Genomic DNA, 18,224 nt, shown 5'->3' with positions numbered 1-18,224 from the left:
ATCTTGTTGGTTCGTTGACTGAGTGATTCCGCTCAAAGCCTGGCCTCTACATAGGGCGCCATCACCTTCGCAACGCGGCAGATGCTGGCGTATTCCATCAGTTTCCCAGGCCGGAATGTTTTACGGTTGCGGTAGAGCTCAAGCGCCTCCAGCACCACATCCATGCCGATACGGTTACGGAACTTAAAGCAGTCCGCCAGGGTTTTCTCCGGGTTGTAGACCTGTAGCGTGATGTCATCTACTTCTACCTGCTCGATGCCTGTGCTGAAGGCCTGCCCTGAGAACCGATAACCGGCCACCGGCGGATAATCCAGAACCGGCAGACGGGCATCCCGTTCCACCGCTAGATGCACTTGGTGAGGAATCTGGGTGGTAATGCCGTGCCAGTCTAGCGCCGAAATCAAGCAGAGCACGGCATGGGGAAAACGGGTGGCGGTGGCCACCAAATCTGGATTATCAATCGGGGGAAGGTCCGCCAGTCGATAGAGGCCACGGCTGACCGGCTCAATCAGCCCTTCATCACGAAGGCGATAGAACTGGTACCGGCTGATACCCAGTGTCAGGGCCTCACTCAGGCGAAGCTTACCGCCTTGCTGGCGGAACAGGGTTTGAAGTTGAGTCCGAAAAGATCGGGCGGAGCAGGATTCAGACAAAGTGTCACCACTTGTTTATATGTGGTGACACTTTGTCTGATCGCGCTTGAAGATTCAAGCGGCAGCTTCGTCGGGGGTGTTGGACTGGTCGAGCGCAAGCAGTTTCTTACAATGCGTAGCATCCATGGCGTACGTGAACTTTCTGTTCAGGCGATAATGAAATCGGGGCCTAGCTCTAATAAAAAAAAGGGCATGACAGGCTTTAGTGTAACAAGGTGTCTTATAGGTGTTGGGGGCCGTGTTTCATTAACTTGCTGGCGTCGCCAAAGTTGAAACCCCAGTCAGCGTTGCTTGGCAGGTTTGCGTTTCACATAGCTGGCGCGTTTGGTTTTAGTGCTTTTCCTTGGCTTTGCCGGGCTACCCGCTGCACCCTGAGCCGTTTGCAAACTCAGCCTGAGCTTTTCCGCATCGCTTTGATGAAGCAGGGCGCGAAGGTCTTCCAGCAGGGCCTGCTGAAAAGCGCCCGCATCATCCTGTTGTTCAGAAATGGCCCGCAGGCGCTGCTCCCAAAGGGCGGTGCGTTCCGGCGTGCTGACGGCGCTGGGTAGAGCGGCGATTAACGCGCTCCCCAGTTTGGTGGCACGTAGGGCTTTTTGTTGGCGCACCAGGTAGCCGCGCTGTACCAGGGTTTCGATGATACCGGCGCGGGTGGCTTCGGTACCCAGGCCATCGGTGTCCCGTAAGGTCTTGCGAACGTTCGGGTCATCCACGTAGCGGCCGATGTTCATCATCGCCTTGATTAGGCTGGCATCGGTAAACGGCTCGGGTGGGCGGGTTTCCTTTTCCTCTATGCCTGCACCCAGTGCTTTGCAGTGTTCATTTTGGGCAAGCGGTGGCAGCGGCGGTGATTCTTCTTTCGTGGTGAAAAGCGGTTTCCAGCCAGGGTCGAGAATACTTTGGCCGCGGGCACGGAACGCCTCGTTTAACAGCGTGAACTCGGCTTTCACTTCAAAGGTGCGCAAAGGGCGATAGAACTGGGCCATGACGTTGCGCACCACCAACCGAAACACGTGGCCTTCAGTGGCCGAGAGCTGGCTGAAATCAGCAGGCTTTCCGGTAGGCGCCAAGGCGTGGTGGGCACCCACCTGCTTGTCGTTCCACGCCTTTGAGCGCAGCGAGAAATCGGCACCATTCAGCCATTGCCTGAGCGTGTCATCATTTTGGCAGGCGCCGGTTAAACTGCGCTGGGCAAGGGCCAAGTGCTCTTCGGGCAGATAGCGACAGTCGGAGCGCGGGTAGGTGATCAGCTTGTGCTGCTCGTAAAGGCGCTGGCAAATATCCAGCACCATTTGTGCGGAAAGCCCAAAGCGTCGGGCGGCATCTACCTGAAGTGCGGAAAGCGAGTAGGGCAGCGGCGGCGCCTGACGTTTTTCCTGCTGGTCGAGCCTGGTGAGCTGGCCGGTTGCACCCGGCAATTGGGCGGCCAGTGCATCAGCGGGTGTGCGATCAATCAAGCGGCCTTGATCATCCAGCGGCTGGTGTTCCTTGGGTGCCCACCAAGCGCGTAGTTGGCCTTTTTCAACCTGTAAGTCCACCCAGAGCGGGTAGAACGGATGCGGCCTGAAATCTCGAATGGCGTTATCTCGGCGCACAATCAGCCCGAGTACCGGTGTTTGCACACGGCCAACGGAAAGTACACCATCGTGGCCCGCTTGGCGGCCGGTGAGCGTCCAGGCACGGGTCAAGTTGATGCCATACAGCCAGTCAGCGCGTGAACGCGCTTGCGCTGCCTGAAAAAGCGGCTGGAACTCCTGATTGGAGCGCAGTTTGGCGAGGGCGCGACTGACCGCTGGGCGGTTCAAATCGCTGATTAACAGGCGTTGAACCGGGCCGCGGTACTTCAGGTGCTCGATCACTTCCTGCACCAGTAGCTGGCCTTCGCGGTCCGGGTCGCCAGCATGAACAACATCAGTGGCCTGCTTGATTAACTTGCGAATCACCGCTAGCTGCCCACGCGCTTTATAACGCGGTGCCAGCTTCCAGGTGCCAGGCACAATGGGCAAACGGTCCAGCCGCCACTGTTTATCGGCGGGGTCGTAAGCCTCGGGTGGGGACTGCTCAAGCAGGTGGCCCAAACACCAGGTTACGGTGGTATCACCGCACACAATAGCGCCTTCCTGGCGTTTGGAGCTTCCCGGCAGCGCTTCAGCAATGGCCCGGGCAAGGCTGGGTTTTTCGGCAATAATCAAGCGCATGCGAAGCGTGGCCTTAACGTCTGTTCGAAATGCGCCTATGGTAACAGTAGCGGTGACTTATAGGGCAGGGCAGTGGGGATTGATATGCGCGAACGCGGTAGAACACGCAGGTTAGTGGGCCTGGGCGCACGCACGGGTGGTGCGCTGCTTAAAACGCGCTTGGGCGGCCAGGCGGATTGGCGTGCGTTAGGTGAGGCGCTGTTCGAAGGGCTTTCCGAGCTTAAAGGCCCGGCAATGAAGCTTGCTCAAATGATGTCGCAGTGGGACGACCTGTTGCCGCCCGATTTAGCCGATGAGCTGGCGCGCTTGCAGCGCCAGGCAGAGCCGATGCCTTGGCCGCGTATCCATGAAGCCTTGGTGCTTCAGTACGGCGATATCCATGAGTATTTTACCGAAATTGAAGAGCGGCCTTTTGCCAGCGCTTCCATGGGCCAGGTGCACAAGGCAGTCACCCTTGAGGGCAAAACGGTGGTGCTGAAAGTGCAGTACCCCGGTTTGGCGGATGTACTGGAAAGTGATTTAAAACAGGTGCGGCGCATTATCGGGCTGGGCCGTTGGTTCAAGGTGCCTCAGGCGCGCCTGGATGCGCTGTTTGAAGAGCTGGCGGCGGGGCTTCGCGATGAGCTGGATTATCAGGCAGAAGCAAACGCCCTGGCGCGGTACCGAGAGCGCTACCAGAGTGATTCGCGAATCATCATACCCAGGCCGCTGTTTGAGCTTTCGGGCCAACATGTTCTGGCCATGTCTTACGTGCCCGGTACGCCGCTACGTGAGCTGGAAAGCGCCGATGATACAGTGCGCCAGAAGGTGGCCACTACGCTTGCCGACTGGATTACCCAGGAGCTGTTTACCCACGGCGAGCTGCATGCCGACCCGCATGCCGGCAATTTCGCGGCAGATGAGCAAGGTCGGCTGATTATTTACGATTTTGGTGCTGTGATTGCGGTGCCCGAAGCGCGAATTGAGGCGATGATGCAATTGCTCAGCGCCACGCTTGATCACGACCCCATGGCCATGGATGACGCACTCGTCAACTTGGGTGGCCGTCAAGGTCAAGGCGCACCGCTGGCGCTCTACCGCGAGGCTGCTGAAAGTATTTCTCCACTGTTTGAACCGGGGGAGCAGGATTTCAGCGATGTGCGCGTACACCGCCGCCTGCGTGAGCTGTCGCCCAAAGTGTGGGCGGCGATGAACCGCTTGCAGCCTCCCGCGGATACGCTGCTTCTCTCGCGAGCATTGAATGGCCACTACTGGAATCTGGTGCGTTTAAAAGCGCGGCTGGATATGCACGCACGGACTGCGCCGTTGCTTTAGCGCCCAAGCCACCTATAAGCAGTTCACCGCTGCGGCCATGCCCACCTTCATGGTAAGCTATTGCGCTTTTAAACACAGTGGAGACGGCAATGCTAGCGGTATGGGTCGATCAGCTGCTGGGATTTGCCTCCGGGGCACTCTCGGCAATCAGGCAGCAAGAACACTATCCCGACTTTATGACTTGGGTGCGCGATGAAGGCGCCAAGTCATTTAACGGTGATGTCGCCACCGCCCAGGCGCTGGCCCCTATTTTATGGTCACAAGCGCCGTTGGCCAGGCTGGATTTTGCCAGTGAACCGCTGGCGACGCCAGGACGTAATGAGGCTTGCTGGTGTGACTCTGGGCGCAAGTATAAGCAGTGCTGTTATCGCGTTGATTTCCCCACCGACATTCCAGAGCAGATGATGTGGATGTTGTCGCTGCGTGAATGGAAGGGCGCTACGCTGAAGTCTGCGTTGGAGAGCCGCCAAGCGCCGCCCCAAGCACTGCTGGAAGCGGGGCTTATTGCCGCCGAAAGCGGCCAAACGGGCCGGGCGATGCAGATTCTGGAGTCACTGTTTGATGGTAGTGACTGGTCGAGGTTGCCAGAGCAAGCCGAGCCCGCCTTTGAAATCCTGCTGGATATCTATCAGGAGCGTGGCTTTACCCGCAAACGGGCAGACCTTCTGGATGAAGTGATGGAGCGCGGGCCGCTGTTTTTACGCGGTGTTGCCCTTGAACGGCTCTGTTTAATGCATTTGGATAATGATGATTTGGACAGCGCTCGGGCAGCCTTTGTCAAAGCCCAGCAGGCCCTGCCTGATTCGCCCACACTTGCGTATATTGAGGCGATGTTGCTGCTTCATGAAGGCCATGAAGAAGAAGCCAAGGCGCGGGCTAATTTCTGGTATCGGCGTCTGGTGCGCCAAGGGGATCTTGACGAAGAGCAGTTGGATTTTCTTGCGGCACTTGCTGATAACCCTGGGGCAACGCTTGCGGATCAGCTGTTAAGCGCGGAAGAGGATCCGGCCACGCCGCTGGTATCCCTGCAAACACTGCTTGCTGTCCTTCCTACAGCGCCCAAACTTGATATTAGCAGCGACCCGGAAAGCGGCCATTTGCAGTATGTGACCACCGCCCGTGAAGCGACCTTGTTCGCCGCTTGGCATGAGCAGTTCCAGGTAATGGTCGATGAAGAGGTGGCCTTGGGCTTTCGCGATGACCCGTGGGGCAATGCAGAGGAGTGGATGTCAGCGCTCTGCGCACACCCTGAGTGGCTGGATGCGCCTCAGGTCGTTCAGGATGTCACTCTCGCGCTTACCAGCCGTTTTGGAAGCCTTCCGTGGATGGCGCCAACCCTGCTGGAACCACTGGCGGTGCGTCTTTCACGCTGGCTGGAACAAGCCCGAGCCGCAGGCAACGGCAGCCTGTGCTGGGATGATGCTGACAATGCCATGCTGCTGCGTACAGGGTTGGCGCTAGTGGTCGGCATGGAGCGCGGCGCACGCCAGCATTCACGGGAGCTGGCTGAAGAGTTGTTAGCCATCGACCAAGAGGATAGCCTGGGCCTTAAAGAGTTGGTGCTTGACCAGCTACTGCGCGATGACCGCAACCAGGAAGCGCTGGCACTCACTGAGGAGTCGGAAGACGATGATGGCTCACTGGTGCTGGGGTTACTCATGGGGCGCACGTTGGCGCTTTACCGCTTAAACGAGCATGAGGCGGCCGAACGGGCGCTTGGCGGCGTCACCGCGCATAATCGTCATGCGCTTGAGATGATCTGTGCGGAAAAACCGCGCCCAGCGACCCCCTATGCCGATGGCCAGGTGGAGCCAGGTTCACGTGCTGAGGCGTGGCAGTACCGTACGCTGATGCGTGATCAGTGGCGTACCACGCCAGGTGCGCTTGAGTGGCTGGATAGCCACCGCTAACCCTCTTCTTATGTACGAAAGCTTACTCTTCCCACAGCCGCTCAACGCGGCTGTGGGGTGGGCACCAGCTGCTTGTCGCGGCTAATCCAGATAGCCAGCAGAATGGCGGGTAACCCCAGCAACGTAGCAACGATAAAGAACGTGACATACCCTTGGGCGCTAACCACTAGCCCGCCAAAGCCGCTTAAAAACTTCCCCGGTAGCGTCATCAATGATGAAAACAACGCGTACTGCGTTGCCGTATATGCACGCGACGTGAGCGTGGAGAGAAACGCAATAAACACGGCGCTTGCCAATCCATTGGCCAGGTTATCGCCGATGATGGTGACCACCAGCATGGGGACCTGATTGCCGATCAATGCAAGTACCGAGAACAGCAAATTGGTGAAGGTGGCGGCAACGGCCCCCAGTATCAGCACCGGCCCAATACCGTAACGTGCGACCAGTAACCCGCCCAGAAGACCGCCGCCAATACTCATGGCAATACCGAAGATATTGGTCACATTGGCAATCGTTGCCAGTGAAAAGCCAAGGTCGATATAGAGCGGATTAGCCATCGACGCCATGGCAAGATCGCTTATTCTAAACACTGCAATGAATACCAGAATGCCCAGCGCTTTTACCCCATAACGACGAAAGAAATCGGTAAAGGGGCATACGATGGCGCCGATAAACCAGGCGCCCATGCGGCGTAGCACTTTAGGTTGGCCACGGCTAGCGCGAATAAACGCACGTACTTTAGGTTCATGAATTAACTGCACCGAGAGCGACGCCCGCTTGGGCTCAGGGCGAATCAGCACGGTGAGGACACCCACACCGACGAGCGCCGCCATGGTTAAGTAGGCCACGTCCCAGGAAATGGCTGACGCTACATAGAGCGCCCCGGCGCCTGCGGCCAGCAGGCCACCCCGGTAGCCGATAATGTAGGTAGACGCCATGGCGGCCTGGACGTCGTCATCGGCGGACTCAATGCGGTAGGCATCAATCGCAATATCCTGGGTAGCTGAGCCAAACGCCACCAGCAGCGCAAACGCGGCTACCACGCCAAGATTGCCTTGGGGATTAACGCCTGCAAGACCCACAAGCCCCGCTGCAATCATCGCTTGGGCCAGCAGCATCCAGCCCCGTCGCTGCCCGAACATGCGCGTGAGGACCGGCAGGGCGAGCCTGTCTACCACGGGCGCCCAGAAAAACTTGATCGAGTAGAGCATTCCTATCCACGCGAAAAAGCCGATAGCGGCGACGTCAATCCCGTCGCTACGTAGCCAGGCCGACAGCGTAGAAAAAACCAGTAAGAACGGTAAGCCCGCGGAAAACCCCAGAAACAGCATGGTAATAACAGGTGCCCGAAAGTAAATCGCCAGCGCGGCTAGCCAGCTACGCCGGGGTAAAGGGGTGGGCATATCGTTCAACTCCAGAAAAGACGTTGGCTTGAGCCAAGTGATAAACTGCATCAATGTTTATGACAATGTTGATAGCTTACCGGAGAGGAGTTTTCCATGTCGATCACGGCACATCAGGTCGTTACGTTGCACTATGTGCTTAGCGATGTTTTAAGCGATAACAGTGAGCAGGTATTGGATGATTCACGCGCCCGCAATAAGCCCCTTGAGTATCTGCATGGCCACGACAATATCGTGCCTGGGCTTGAGCGCGCATTAGCTGGCCTAAAGGCCGGTGATGAAGTAACAGTGATGCTTTTACCTGAAGAGGCCTATGGCCTGCGCAATGAAGGCCTGGTACAGGAAGTCGGCCGTGGCTCGTTTGGTAACGCTGACTTAACGCCGGGCAGCCGCTTTCAAACCGAAGGTGAGGCCGGGCCGCAAATTGTAACGGTAGTGAGCGTGGCAGGAGACCGAGTTACCGTAGATACCAATCATCCGTTGGCAGGGCGTACGCTGAGCTACCAGGTAAACATTCTGGAGCAGCGTGAAGCAACGCGGGCGGAACTGGCAAAAGGGCATCCGCTTCCACCGGGAACTGAGCATGCCAAGGTAGAGGATCGTAAAGTGCTTTAAGTTGAGCTGCGTTAAGCGCGTCTCAGCGTGGGTGTTTAAGGGCTGTATTAAAATGGCTCAAAAAGGTTCGTGGCACCTTCTTAAAATTTGACCCAGGTCAGAGACTGATATACTGCGGCTCGATAAGATGATGACCAGTTAGTGCACAGAAGCCGCTTTAGACGGGAGAGTCCCAAGCGGTGTGCCAGTGACCAAAATGCGAGTATTGTCACTCATTTTCTTGGTTAGTAGGCGCGTGGCGACGCCCGTTGTTGATGCAGCATGCCACGCAAGCAAACGCCTGCTAAGCCTTGCGTCAGGGGAGGGGGTTTACTTTAAGAAGTAAGCTTCCTTTTTACCGGCCCACTGGGCCGGTTTTTTTTGTCTGCGACATAGCGATGAGTACGTACAAGCGTTGCTAAGCCTGTGCGGTTGAAGTCGAGAGGATCACCGCCGTGTTGAGACACGGCGGCGGGACGAGATACTGCTTTACTGAGCCGTGGGGTGTACGCTGGCTTTTTCGAGCAGGAAATCGACAATGTCATCTGCTGGAATCATGGTCGCTTCACTGTCACGGCGGCCCTTGTATTCAAGCTCGCCGTTGTCCAGGCTACGGTCGCCAATTACCAAACGATGAGGAACGCCCATCAGTTCCAAATCAGCAAACTTAACGCCTGGGCGTGTATCACGGTCATCAAGCAGTACATCCAGACCTGCGGCTGTTAACGCTTGGTAAAGACGCTCTGATTCTTCGCGAACGCGCTGGGATTTATGCGCATTCATGGGCACCAGCGCGACCTGGAAAGGTGCAATCGCGTTAGGCCAAATAATACCGGACTCGTCGTGGTTTTGTTCAATCGCTGCCGCCACCACACGAGTAATGCCAATGCCGTAGCAGCCCATCCATGGATGGCTGGTTTTGCCGTTGTCGCCCAGCACGCTCGCATTCATGGCTTCAGAGTATTTTTGACCCAGCTGGAACACGTGGCCGACTTCAATACCGCGCTTGATCGACAGCGTGCCTTCACCATCCGGTGACGGGTCGCCTTCAACCACTTTACGTAAATCGGCGACCTGGGGCAGGGCAACGTCGCGCTCCCAGTTAATGCCAAAATAGTGCTTGCCATCAATATTCGCGCCCGCGCCAAAGTCACTCATCAAGGCAACGCTGCGGTCAATGATGACCGGCATTTTAAGGCCGATAGGACCTAGTGAGCCAGGCCCCGCACCTACAGCAGCACGAATTTCTTCTTCGTTTGCCATGGTGAGCGGCGTCGCTACCTGAGGAAGGTTTTCTGCCTTGACTTCATTAAGCTCGTGGTCGCCGCGCACCAACAGCGTAATCAATCCGCCTTCAGCAGCATGAACCATCAATGTTTTTACGGTTTTTTCGATAGGCAGCTTAAACTGTTCAACCAGTGCTGCGATGGTTTTGGCGTTGGGCGTCTCTACAACGCGCATTTCTTCACTGGGCGCTGCGCGCTGTACATCGCTACCTAACGGTGCCGGTAAGGCTTCGGCTTTTTCCATGTTGGCGGCGTAGTCAGACGCATTCGAGAACACGATATCGTCTTCGCCGGAGCTTGCCAGTACATGGAATTCGTGAGAGCCGGTGCCGCCGATAGAGCCGTTATCCGCAATCACCGGGCGGAAGTCCAGCCCCAAACGGGTAAAAATTCGCGTGTAGGCGTCGTACATGGTCTGGTACGTCTCTTGCAGCGACGCTTCATCCAAATGGAAAGAGTAGGCATCTTTCATGATGAACTCGCGCGAGCGCATCACTCCAAAGCGTGGGCGGATCTCATCACGGAATTTGGTTTGGATCTGGTAGAAGTTAATCGGCAGCTGCTTATAGCTTGCTATCTCTTTGCGCACCAGGTCCGTAATGACTTCTTCATGGGTCGGGCCTACGCAGTAGTCACGATCATGGCGGTCTTTTACGCGTAGTAATTCAGGGCCGTACTGCTCCCAGCGACCAGACTCCTGCCATAGTTCTGCCGGCTGAACGGCGGGCATCAGTACTTCCTGACCACCGGCACGGTTCATTTCTTCGCGAACAATCGCTTCTACTTTACGCAGTGTACGCAGACCCAGAGGGAGCCAGGTGTACAGGCCAGAGGTCAGGCGGCGAATCATCCCGGCACGCAACATCAACTGATGGCTAATGACTTCGGCGTCGGCCGGGGTTTCTTTTAACGTAGCGATTAATAATTGGCTGGCGCGCATGGGAGATAGCATTCCTTGATAGTATAAAAGCCGCTGGTTTAGCGTTGAATGAGGCTATTGTACGGCTTAGCGGTTAGCGCGGCAAAATACTGCCATCAGCATGCCCGTCATCCAGGGGGCTGTTTGTGTTAATATGAACGCGTTTTCACATGTGCTCGCGGGCAGTTTTTCTGTAAAGCTATCTTTTAAAGCTACCTTTTTGCCTGCGCGCTGTTTTAAATTTTTGAGAGAATCTTGATGAAGCAAACTGTACGCCGTTGGTTATCGGGAGCCGTTGTGGGCGCCTCCATTATTGCATTGACTGGTTGCGGTACCCTGTTTCATCCAGAGCGGAAAGGCCAATTAAGCGGCCAAATTGACCCGGTAGTGGCCATTGCCAATGGTGTGGGGCTTCTGTTTTTCATTGTCCCCGGTGTTATTGCCTACGCGGTCGACTTTTCAAATGGCACGATCTACCTGCCCAGTAATAACAGCGCTTCTGTCGATGTTCTACACCTTGATCGTGACTTGAACCTGGCGTCACTTGAAAAGTTGTTGTCCGACAAGGCGGGCCAGCCGGTTAGCCTGGAAAGTGAGCTGGTAATGATTGAAGAAATGAGCAACCTTGAAGAAGCGCTGGCAATGGTGCGGATGTCGGGTGTGATGGATGAAGAGCGCCTGGCGACGATGTAACGTTTAAAGCCCTACATCAACAAACCTTCATTGAAAAAAACGAGATCCTAGGGCTGTACTGTAAGCCTGCTTGGGGATCTCGTTTTTTATTGGTTGTTGGTTATTAATGATTAGTTATTGGTTGGGCGCCGTCAGCTTTAAGGTGATTAAACCCGCGATTAACCCCCAAAATGGCCCAGCAATACCCAGTAGCGTAATGCCTGAACCGGTCAACAAGAAAGTGACGATGGCGGCATCACGATGTCGGCTATCGGCAAAGGCACTGGCTAGCCCGCCTGCCAGTGTGCCAAGCAGCGCGATACCCGCCAGGGCAATCACCAGTGCGCTGGGTAGGGCGTTAAACACGCCGGTCACCGTCGCGCCAAAAATCCCCATAATGGTATAAAAAATGCCAGCGGCCATGCCAGCCGTGTAGCGGCGCCGTGGATCAGCGTGGGCATCAGGGCCTATGCAGACAGCGGCACTGATCGCCGCCATATTGAGCGCAAAGCCACCAAATGGCGCAAGCAGCAGGCTTGCGCCGCCTGTCCAACTGATAAGCGGTGAGCTGTCAGGTTGATAGCCTGCTGCGCGTAAAACCGCCACGCCCGGTAGATTTTGGGTCGCCATGGTAATGATAAAAAGTGGAATGCCCACGCCAATCAGGGTCGTTAAGGAGAATGCCGGCGCAGTAAAAACGGGCATGGCCGGAGTCAATGGAATATCGTTTAAATTGATTTGCCCTTGCACAAATGCAAGCCCCAGCCCGGTGACGAGCACGCCGGGTACCGCAAGGGTGGGCCATAAGCGACGGCCTGCTATCCAGGCGGCCAGCATAACGAGTGGGATTAGCCACTGTGTCTCGATAACGTTAAACAGCCCCAGCCCAAAGCGCAGCAGAATGCCAGCCAACATGGCGGCTGCTATCGCACCTGGTATATAGCGCATTAAGCGATCAAACAGCCCCGTTACGCCGCATAGCGTAATAAGCAGCGCTGAGAATAGAAAAGCGCCAATGGCTTCATCAAGCGGAATACCCGACAAACTAGTGGCCAGAAAGGCGGCGCCTGGCGTCGACCAGGCGGTTAGCATCGGCATGCGGTAGCGCAGCGAAAGCCCGAAGGAGGTAACGCCCATGCCAATTCCCAGCGCCCAGAGCCAGGAACTGATTTGCGCTGCAGATGCGCCGCTAGCCTCTGCGGCTTGAAAAATAATCGCCGCTGAACTGGTATAGCCAATGACGACGGCAACAAACCCAGCCGTCACCGTTGATAGGCTAACGTCCCGCCAGGCCGAGTAGTGTGGCCGTGGCGAGGTGGCATGCTCTTCGCTGGATGGCGCCTCCATGGTATCTCCTCGCTAACGCTTATTATTAAATGTGCGTTATAGCGCACAGTTGTGTAGGCTACCACCGTGCGCTATAGCGCACAACGCCATTAAGAAGGCCTTACCCTAAAGAGATATGCGCCGTTTAAGGAACTCTTGTTCAAGAGCTTGGGCGGCGATACGTGGCTAAAAAAAGCAACAGAACATGCCGGCCCGAAGGGCTGGCGAAGTGAAAGTAATTATAAGCACGGACAGACACTCATCGCGGTGCCGATTAAATGCGTGTGTCGCTTTGACGAGTGAGCCAGTAAACTTCTTTTATGGCGTTAAAGGGGAGACCTATGGCGAGTGAAGTTCACACCATTGCTGAACATATAGCCAACACGGTTAAGCAGCTACGTAATAAACAGGGCTGGAGCCTGGACCGCACAGCGGCTGAAACAGGCGTAAGCAAAGCCATGCTAGGGCAAATCGAGCGTGGTGAGTCGAGCCCGACCGTATCAACGCTGTGGAAAATCGCCAGTGGCTTTCGAGTGTCGTTTTCTACCCTATTCGACAGCCAAAAACCGGTTCAGGGTGAGCTACGCCGGGATAGCGGAGAGTCGGTATGGGGAGATGACAGTGCAGGCATGCAGGCACGGCTGATTTTCCCTTATGATCCATTGTTGGGCTTTGAAATGTTCATGATTGAGCTGGCGCCCGGCGCGATCAGCGAGTCAGCGCCGCATGCCGAGGGCGTGGTAGAACATATTGTGGTGGTTGAAGGGGAGATGGAGCTGCGCATTGATGACCGTTGGCAAACGCTAAAGGTAGGCGAGGGGCTGCGCTTTTTTGCTGACCGCCCCCACGCAATGCGCAATGCCACGGCCACGCGCTTACGCTTTCATGATGTGATTCACTATTTGCCGGGGGCGGCCTCTTCTGCTTGAGTGCGCAGCCAGCTGATTTCTTCAGGCCAGATGTCAGGCTCTACGGTTTCTAAAATCATGGGGATTCCATCAATGCGGGCATCCTGCATGATGGTGGTAAAGGCAGGCAGGCCAATATTGCCTTTTCCCAAGCTGTGGTGGCGGTCAACCCGGCTGGCAAACGCACTTTTGGCATCGTTTAAATGCATGCCGCGCAGATACTCAAAGCCTACGATGCTGCCAAGCTCATTTAAGGTTGCCTGTGTCGCTTCGGCGGTTCGTAAGTCATACCCCGCCGCAAACGCATGGCAGGTATCGATACATACGCCAACGCGTGACTTGTCATCGACATGGCGAATGATTTCCGCCAAGTGCTCGAAGTGCCAGCCAAGGTTAGTGCCTTGCCCAGCGGTGTTCTCGATAACGGCCGTCACGCCTTGGGTATGCACCAGCGCTTCGTTAACCGATTCCGCAATACGTTTTAAGCAATCCGCCTCGCTGATTTTGTTTAGATGGCTGCCAGGGTGAAAGTTAAGTAGCGTCAGGCCTAGTTGTTCGCAGCGCTGCATTTCATCCAAAAAAGCCGCACGGGATTTCTCAAGCCCCTCGGCTTCCGGGTGCCCCAGGTTAATCAGGTAGCTATCGTGGGGAAGAATTTGCTCTGGGCCAAAGCCATGCTGGCGACAAGCGGCTTTAAAAGCCTCAATTGCCTTATCGGTTAACGGCTTGCCTTTCCACTGGCGCTGGTTTTTAGTGAATAGAGCAAAGGCATTAGCGCCTATTTCCACCGCACGTTGCACGGCCTGGTCAGCTCCGCCCGCTGCGCTAACGTGTGCACCTATGTATTTCATGAACCCCCCTTGTATTCCATGACATCCCCTTGATGACTCTATTTTGAACGCTGGTTATCCAAAAAACGTTTAAAAATAGCAGGTTCGTCGGTAATCACGCTAGCAATGCCCCATTCCCATCGGTTATTAAAAGCGCTTGGGTCATTCGCGGTGTAACACAACAGTTGATAGCCCGCTTGGTGCATGGCATCGGCCTGGTCGCGCTTTAAGCGTGGCCAGTGGGGGTGAATGCTGAACGCATCAACCGACTCGCAGAGGGCGCGCCACTCCCTGGGCGTGTTGCCAAACAAGACTCCCAGCGCCAGCTCTTCTTTTGGCGCCAATGTGCGGCAATGTTTAAGTGCATCTACATCAAACGAAGACACAATCAGGCGCTCTGGCGATAGGGCATCGCGCATGTCTGGTAGTACGCGATTAACCAATTCGATTGGGTTGCGGCCTTTATTGACTTTTATTTCCATATTGACGCCCATCTCCAGCTCATTGAGCAGCGCCAGCATGGCCTCCAGGCTGGCCATTTTTTCACCCGCAAAGGCATCGCCAAACCAACTGCCGACATCCAGAACGTTGGCCTGTGGCCAAGTGAGCGTGTTGAGGTTCCCCCGACCATCAGAGCAACGGTCCACTTCTGCGTCATGCCAAATCACGGGGGTGCCGTCGCCCAGTAATTGAACATCCAGCTCAACCCAGCGGGCACCTGCCTCATACGCGGCTCGTACGGCGGCTAGCGTGTTTTCAGGGGCGGCGGCGGAATAGCCGCGGTGAGCAATTAGGGTAGGGAGGGTAATAGCAGGGTGGGTCATCGCACATCCATAAGGCGTCACAGATTGAGTAAAATCAGTCTAGCATGCGCAAGTGACATCAGCGTGTCAGGTCAATCGCAGTGAATGCCGCTCGCTTAGAACTAACGGCTTGATTTCTGACGCCTAAAGCGTTTGGATAGCCATTAGCTCGTTTACAAAATGTCTGTTTGTCAAAATAAAGTACAAGGAGTTTATATGTCTCAGCGTATCGAGTTTGCCCGTACCGGCGGTTCTGAGGTACTTGAAGTAGCGACGGTTACTCCGGCAGCGCCCAAGTCAGGTGAAGTGCGGGTCGCCAATAAAGCCGTTGGCCTCAACTTTATTGATATTTATTTTCGTACCGGTCTTTACCCAGCACCGTCGCTGCCTGCGGGCTTGGGTACTGAAGGCGCGGGTATTGTTGATGCGGTTGGCGAAGGGGTGACTCATCTAAGTGTTGGGGACCGCGTTGCCTATGCGCAAGGCCCGTTAGGCGCGTATGCGGCGCATCATACGCTGCCGGCTGAAAAAGTCGTCAAACTGCCTGACTTCATCGATTTTGAAACCGCAGCGGCGAGCATGCTGAAAGGCTTAACCGTGCAGTATCTGTTACGTCAAACGCATGAACTCAAAGGTGGCGAGACCATCTTGTTCCATGCCGCAGCGGGTGGTGTAGGCTCGATTGCCTGCCAGTGGGCCAAGGCGTTAGGTGTGAAGTTGATTGGTACGGTTAGCTCTAAAGAGAAAGCCGACTTGGCGCTGGCAAATGGCGCATGGGCGACCATTAATTACACCGAAGAAGACGTTGTTGAACGCGTCCGCGAGCTTACTAACGGCGAAATGTGCGATGTGGTTTATGATTCGGTGGGCAAGGACACGTGGGATATGTCGTTAAACTGCCTGAAGCCTCGCGCGTTAATGGTCAGCTTCGGTAATGCCTCCGGCCCGGTTGATGGCGTTAATATTGGAATTTTGAATCAGAAAGGGTCGTTATTTGTTACCCGCCCCAGCTTGAACGGTTATGCCGACACGCGCGAGCGCCTGGAAATGATGTGCAAAGATTTCTTTAGCATGATCGAGAGTGGCAAAATCAAAATTGATGTTGCCAACCGCTACCCGCTGGCCGATGCGGGTAAAGCCCAGGATGCACTCCAGAACCGTAAAACAACCGGTTCAACCGTACTGCTGCCCTGATCGGTAGCGAGCAACAAAAGCCGCAAACGCGGCTTTTGTTGATTCTAGTTTTCAGACTAGCTCCTCTTTACTGCTTATTTGTACCTTTTTCAGATTACCGTTCTGGGAAGCGCAGCCAATGTGTCGTCCCCATGCGGCTTTATCAGCAGTTCCAGCCGGTCGGCTATTCTCTAACGTTTGCACACGCTATACGGCTGTATAGATACCGTCTAATGTGTGAAGGTTCTTCTCATTCTTTACATGGGTTGTGGTTTACAAAGGCAAGCCGGAAGGGGTAAGCAGGCCGGGTAGCGTTACAGGAGATGATTCGCATGGCGATGGAAGCAATCGGCTTGGCACCCAGCACACTGATATTTATCGTGCTGGGATTAACGTTGGTAGCGTTCGTATGGGGGCGTTTTCGCTATGATTTAGTGGCATTAACGGCGCTTTTTGCATCGGTGATGCTAGGGCTTGTTCCGGCTGATTCAGCGTTTGCCGGGTTTGGTCATCCCGCCGTCATTACGGTGGCTGCCGTGCTGGTGTTAAGCCGTGGCTTTGAGCGTTCTGGCGTAGTGGATATTATCTCCAACCAAGTGCTCAAGGTGGGTGACCGGCTGATACTCCAGCTTTTAGCGCTAGTAGGAACCGTGGTGGTGTTGTCCGGCATTATGAATAATGTGGGGGCGTTAGCGCTATTGCTACCCGTTGCCATGCGGCTTGCCCGCGAACATAACACGTCTCCTTCCCTGCTTTTAATGCCGCTCGCGTTTGGTTCGTTGCTGGGGGGCTTAACCACCCTGATTGGCACACCGCCCAATATTATTATCTCCAGCTACCGTGGCAGTGTAACCGGAGAAAATTTTGGCATGTTCAGCTTTTCCCCTGTCGGGGTTGCGGTAGCTGTTGTAGGCCTTGTGTTTATCGTGTTAATTGGCTGGCGCTTAACACCTAAACGCAATGCGAAGTCATCAACTGAAGAGATGTTTGATACCGCCAATTATCTGGTAGAGCTTAACGTCACCAAGGACTCTAAAGCCAACGGCTTAACGCTACCGCAGTTACGCGATGAACTTGAGGAAACCATTCCTGTATTGGCCGTAGTGCGCGACGATAATCGTCGGGCGGGCTACTCCTTTCATGGGATCTTGCAAGAGGGTGATATTTTACTGCTTGAGGCGGGCCCGGATGATCTAAAGCTGCTTGAAGATAAAGTAGGGTTGAGTGCGGTTGCGGAGCCTGAGGAGAAGGATGAAGATGCCTCAAAAGAGGATGAGGGCGAAGCAGACAGCAATGAGGGCCGGCAGCCGGTGGATACCGAAGGGCTGCAACTGATCGAAGCGGTCGTGCGTAATGATTCGATGATGAATAATCGCAGTGTCCGACAGCTGCGATTAAATCAACAGTTTGGTCTACATCTGGTAGCGGTTGCTCGTGACGGTAGTCGTTTGAAACAGCGCTTGCGAGATATTCGTTTTCAAACCGGCGATGTACTACTGCTTCAGGGCAGCGAGAACGAAATTAGCGATAGCCTTTCTACCTTAGGCTGTTTGCCGTTGGCTAATCGGGAGCTGCAGTTAGGCCAGCCGCGTAAGTTGGTTATCTCAATTGGGATTTTTGCGCTGGCCATTGTCGCGATGTTGCTGGACCTTCTGCCCGCAGCGGTCGCAATGGGCTGTGCCGCGCTTATTTCGCTATTAATTGGGGTATTGCCACTGCGGGATGGCTACCAGGCCATTGATGGCCCTGTCATTGTACTGTTAGCCGCCATGATACCCGTAGGGGAAGCCTTGGAAACAAGCGGTGGAGCCACAATCGTAGCGAACATCTTGCTAGAGCTTGGCGCGCAGTGGCCCATCTTTATTTCCTTAATCGGCCTTTTCGTGCTCACCATGCTACTTTCAAATGTGGTCAATAATGCCGCCGCCGCATTGTTAATGGCACCGATTTCCGCCAGTTTAGCCCAAGGCTTTAATGTCTCTCTTGATCCGTTTTTAATGGTGGTCGCGGTGAGTGCTTCATGCGCGTTTTTAACCCCCATCGGCCATCAGTCCAATACACTGGTGCTGGGGCCAGGCGGCTATCGGTTTGGTGATTATTGGAAGCTAGGTTTGCCGCTTTCGATCGTTGTGCTGGTGGTTGCCCTGCCGGTTATTTTGTGGGTATGGCCGCTGTAAGTAACGACAGCAAAAGATAGTGCTCGGTGGCCCCGCCGTGGGCCACCGAGCTTTGTTGAGC

General features: G+C 55.2%; 14 protein-coding genes. 7 read left to right on the top strand and 7 right to left on the bottom strand.

Going from position 1 to position 18,224, the window contains the following annotated elements; genetic code table 11:
* Positions 1 to 32 precede the first annotated feature (32 nt).
* Positions 33 to 653 carry a type IV toxin-antitoxin system AbiEi family antitoxin domain-containing protein gene (locus ACT3RQ_RS05035; protein WP_226913521.1) on the bottom strand — a complete coding sequence of 207 codons (621 nt, stop codon included), beginning with the start codon at positions 651 to 653 and terminating at the stop codon, positions 33 to 35.
* Between the two features lie 281 nt (positions 654 to 934).
* Positions 935 to 2,848, bottom strand: a complete 1,914-nt coding sequence (locus ACT3RQ_RS05030; RefSeq protein ID WP_444639661.1) for a DNA topoisomerase III — start codon at positions 2,846 to 2,848, stop codon at positions 935 to 937.
* 84 nt (positions 2,849 to 2,932) lie between these two features.
* On the opposite strand from ACT3RQ_RS05030, the gene ACT3RQ_RS05025 reads away from it, so the two are divergent.
* Together ACT3RQ_RS05025 and ACT3RQ_RS05020 are read left to right on the top strand one after the other, a co-directional pair.
* Entirely contained in the window at positions 2,933 to 4,162 is a 1,230-nt protein-coding gene (locus ACT3RQ_RS05025) for an ABC1 kinase family protein (RefSeq protein ID WP_444680087.1), read from the top strand.
* Positions 4,163 to 4,251: 89 nt separating this feature from the next.
* Positions 4,252 to 6,072: an SEC-C metal-binding domain-containing protein gene (locus ACT3RQ_RS05020; RefSeq protein ID WP_444680086.1), complete on the top strand. Its 1,821-nt coding sequence runs from the start codon at positions 4,252 to 4,254 to the stop codon at positions 6,070 to 6,072.
* Positions 6,073 to 6,113: 41 nt separating this feature from the next.
* Here the strand turns inward: ACT3RQ_RS05020 and ACT3RQ_RS05015 are convergent, their stop codons facing one another.
* Complete coding sequence (locus tag ACT3RQ_RS05015) at positions 6,114 to 7,475, bottom strand: AmpG family muropeptide MFS transporter (RefSeq protein WP_193054390.1); 1,362 nt, start codon at positions 7,473 to 7,475, stop codon at positions 6,114 to 6,116.
* Between the two features lie 96 nt (positions 7,476 to 7,571).
* Between ACT3RQ_RS05015 and ACT3RQ_RS05010 the strand changes: the two genes are divergently transcribed.
* Positions 7,572 to 8,090, top strand: coding sequence for an FKBP-type peptidyl-prolyl cis-trans isomerase (locus tag ACT3RQ_RS05010; protein WP_193054389.1), 519 nt, complete (start codon positions 7,572 to 7,574; stop codon positions 8,088 to 8,090).
* A gap of 468 nt (positions 8,091 to 8,558) precedes the next feature.
* On the opposite strand, the gene ACT3RQ_RS05005 is transcribed toward ACT3RQ_RS05010, so the two are convergent.
* Complete coding sequence (locus ACT3RQ_RS05005) at positions 8,559 to 10,295, bottom strand: proline--tRNA ligase (protein ID WP_444639663.1); 1,737 nt, start codon at positions 10,293 to 10,295, stop codon at positions 8,559 to 8,561.
* 237 nt (positions 10,296 to 10,532) lie between these two features.
* Here ACT3RQ_RS05005 and ACT3RQ_RS05000 point away from each other — a divergent pair, with 237 nt between their 5' ends.
* On the top strand, positions 10,533 to 10,967 hold the full coding sequence (locus tag ACT3RQ_RS05000) for a hypothetical protein (RefSeq protein ID WP_087105633.1): 435 nt from the start codon (positions 10,533 to 10,535) through the stop codon (positions 10,965 to 10,967).
* Between the two features lie 114 nt (positions 10,968 to 11,081).
* On the opposite strand, the gene ACT3RQ_RS04995 is transcribed toward ACT3RQ_RS05000, so the two are convergent.
* Positions 11,082 to 12,293, bottom strand: a complete 1,212-nt coding sequence (locus ACT3RQ_RS04995) for a benzoate/H(+) symporter BenE family transporter (RefSeq protein WP_193054387.1) — start codon at positions 12,291 to 12,293, stop codon at positions 11,082 to 11,084.
* A 320-nt stretch (positions 12,294 to 12,613) separates the two neighbouring features.
* Between ACT3RQ_RS04995 and ACT3RQ_RS04990 the strand changes: the two genes are divergently transcribed.
* Entirely contained in the window at positions 12,614 to 13,201 is a 588-nt protein-coding gene (locus ACT3RQ_RS04990; protein ID WP_172116486.1) for a helix-turn-helix domain-containing protein, read from the top strand.
* Here ACT3RQ_RS04990 and nfo read toward each other — a convergent pair.
* Together nfo and ACT3RQ_RS04980 are read right to left on the bottom strand one after the other, a co-directional pair.
* Complete coding sequence (nfo, locus tag ACT3RQ_RS04985) at positions 13,171 to 14,031, bottom strand: deoxyribonuclease IV (RefSeq protein ID WP_172116487.1); 861 nt, start codon at positions 14,029 to 14,031, stop codon at positions 13,171 to 13,173. The genes ACT3RQ_RS04990 and nfo overlap by 31 nt on opposite strands.
* 38 nt (positions 14,032 to 14,069) lie before the next feature.
* On the bottom strand, positions 14,070 to 14,834 hold the full coding sequence (locus tag ACT3RQ_RS04980) for a glycerophosphodiester phosphodiesterase family protein (protein ID WP_193054386.1): 765 nt from the start codon (positions 14,832 to 14,834) through the stop codon (positions 14,070 to 14,072).
* 195 nt (positions 14,835 to 15,029) lie between these two features.
* Here ACT3RQ_RS04980 and ACT3RQ_RS04975 point away from each other — a divergent pair, with 195 nt between their 5' ends.
* Together ACT3RQ_RS04975 and ACT3RQ_RS04970 are read left to right on the top strand one after the other, a co-directional pair.
* A complete protein-coding gene (locus ACT3RQ_RS04975; protein ID WP_193054385.1) occupies positions 15,030 to 16,007 on the top strand; it encodes an NADPH:quinone reductase in 978 nt (325 codons plus the stop codon).
* Between the two features lie 311 nt (positions 16,008 to 16,318).
* Entirely contained in the window at positions 16,319 to 18,163 is a 1,845-nt protein-coding gene (locus ACT3RQ_RS04970) for an SLC13 family permease (protein ID WP_444680085.1), read from the top strand.
* The last annotated feature ends 61 nt before the right edge of the window (positions 18,164 to 18,224 follow it).

It is taken from the genome of Halomonas sp. AOP43-D1-4 (assembly GCF_052446175.1).
GTDB lineage: Bacteria > Pseudomonadota > Gammaproteobacteria > Pseudomonadales > Halomonadaceae > Vreelandella > Vreelandella citrativorans.
The sequence above is the reverse complement of the archived record's forward strand: the minus strand, read 5'-3'. Positions and strand labels throughout refer to the sequence as shown.

What these genes read in the sequence shown, in the direction of transcription:
- ACT3RQ_RS04975 (WP_193054385.1), top strand. Translation starts at nt 15,030, where the DNA reads ATGTCTCAGCGTATCGAGTTTGCCCGTACCGGCGGTTCTGAGGTACTT.
- ACT3RQ_RS04970 (WP_444680085.1), top strand. Translation starts at nt 16,319, where the DNA reads ATGGCGATGGAAGCAATCGGCTTGGCACCCAGCACACTGATATTTATC.
- ACT3RQ_RS05005 (WP_444639663.1), bottom strand. Translation starts at nt 10,295, where the DNA reads ATGCGCGCCAGCCAATTATTAATCGCTACGTTAAAAGAAACCCCGGCC.
- nfo (WP_172116487.1), bottom strand. Translation starts at nt 14,031, where the DNA reads ATGAAATACATAGGTGCACACGTTAGCGCAGCGGGCGGAGCTGACCAG.
- ACT3RQ_RS04990 (WP_172116486.1), top strand. Translation starts at nt 12,614, where the DNA reads ATGGCGAGTGAAGTTCACACCATTGCTGAACATATAGCCAACACGGTT.
- ACT3RQ_RS04980 (WP_193054386.1), bottom strand. Translation starts at nt 14,834, where the DNA reads ATGACCCACCCTGCTATTACCCTCCCTACCCTAATTGCTCACCGCGGC.
- ACT3RQ_RS05000 (WP_087105633.1), top strand. Translation starts at nt 10,533, where the DNA reads ATGAAGCAAACTGTACGCCGTTGGTTATCGGGAGCCGTTGTGGGCGCC.
- ACT3RQ_RS04995 (WP_193054387.1), bottom strand. Translation starts at nt 12,293, where the DNA reads ATGGAGGCGCCATCCAGCGAAGAGCATGCCACCTCGCCACGGCCACAC.
- ACT3RQ_RS05020 (WP_444680086.1), top strand. Translation starts at nt 4,252, where the DNA reads ATGCTAGCGGTATGGGTCGATCAGCTGCTGGGATTTGCCTCCGGGGCA.
- ACT3RQ_RS05025 (WP_444680087.1), top strand. Translation starts at nt 2,933, where the DNA reads ATGCGCGAACGCGGTAGAACACGCAGGTTAGTGGGCCTGGGCGCACGC.
- ACT3RQ_RS05015 (WP_193054390.1), bottom strand. Translation starts at nt 7,475, where the DNA reads ATGCCCACCCCTTTACCCCGGCGTAGCTGGCTAGCCGCGCTGGCGATT.
- ACT3RQ_RS05030 (WP_444639661.1), bottom strand. Translation starts at nt 2,848, where the DNA reads ATGCGCTTGATTATTGCCGAAAAACCCAGCCTTGCCCGGGCCATTGCT.
- ACT3RQ_RS05010 (WP_193054389.1), top strand. Translation starts at nt 7,572, where the DNA reads ATGTCGATCACGGCACATCAGGTCGTTACGTTGCACTATGTGCTTAGC.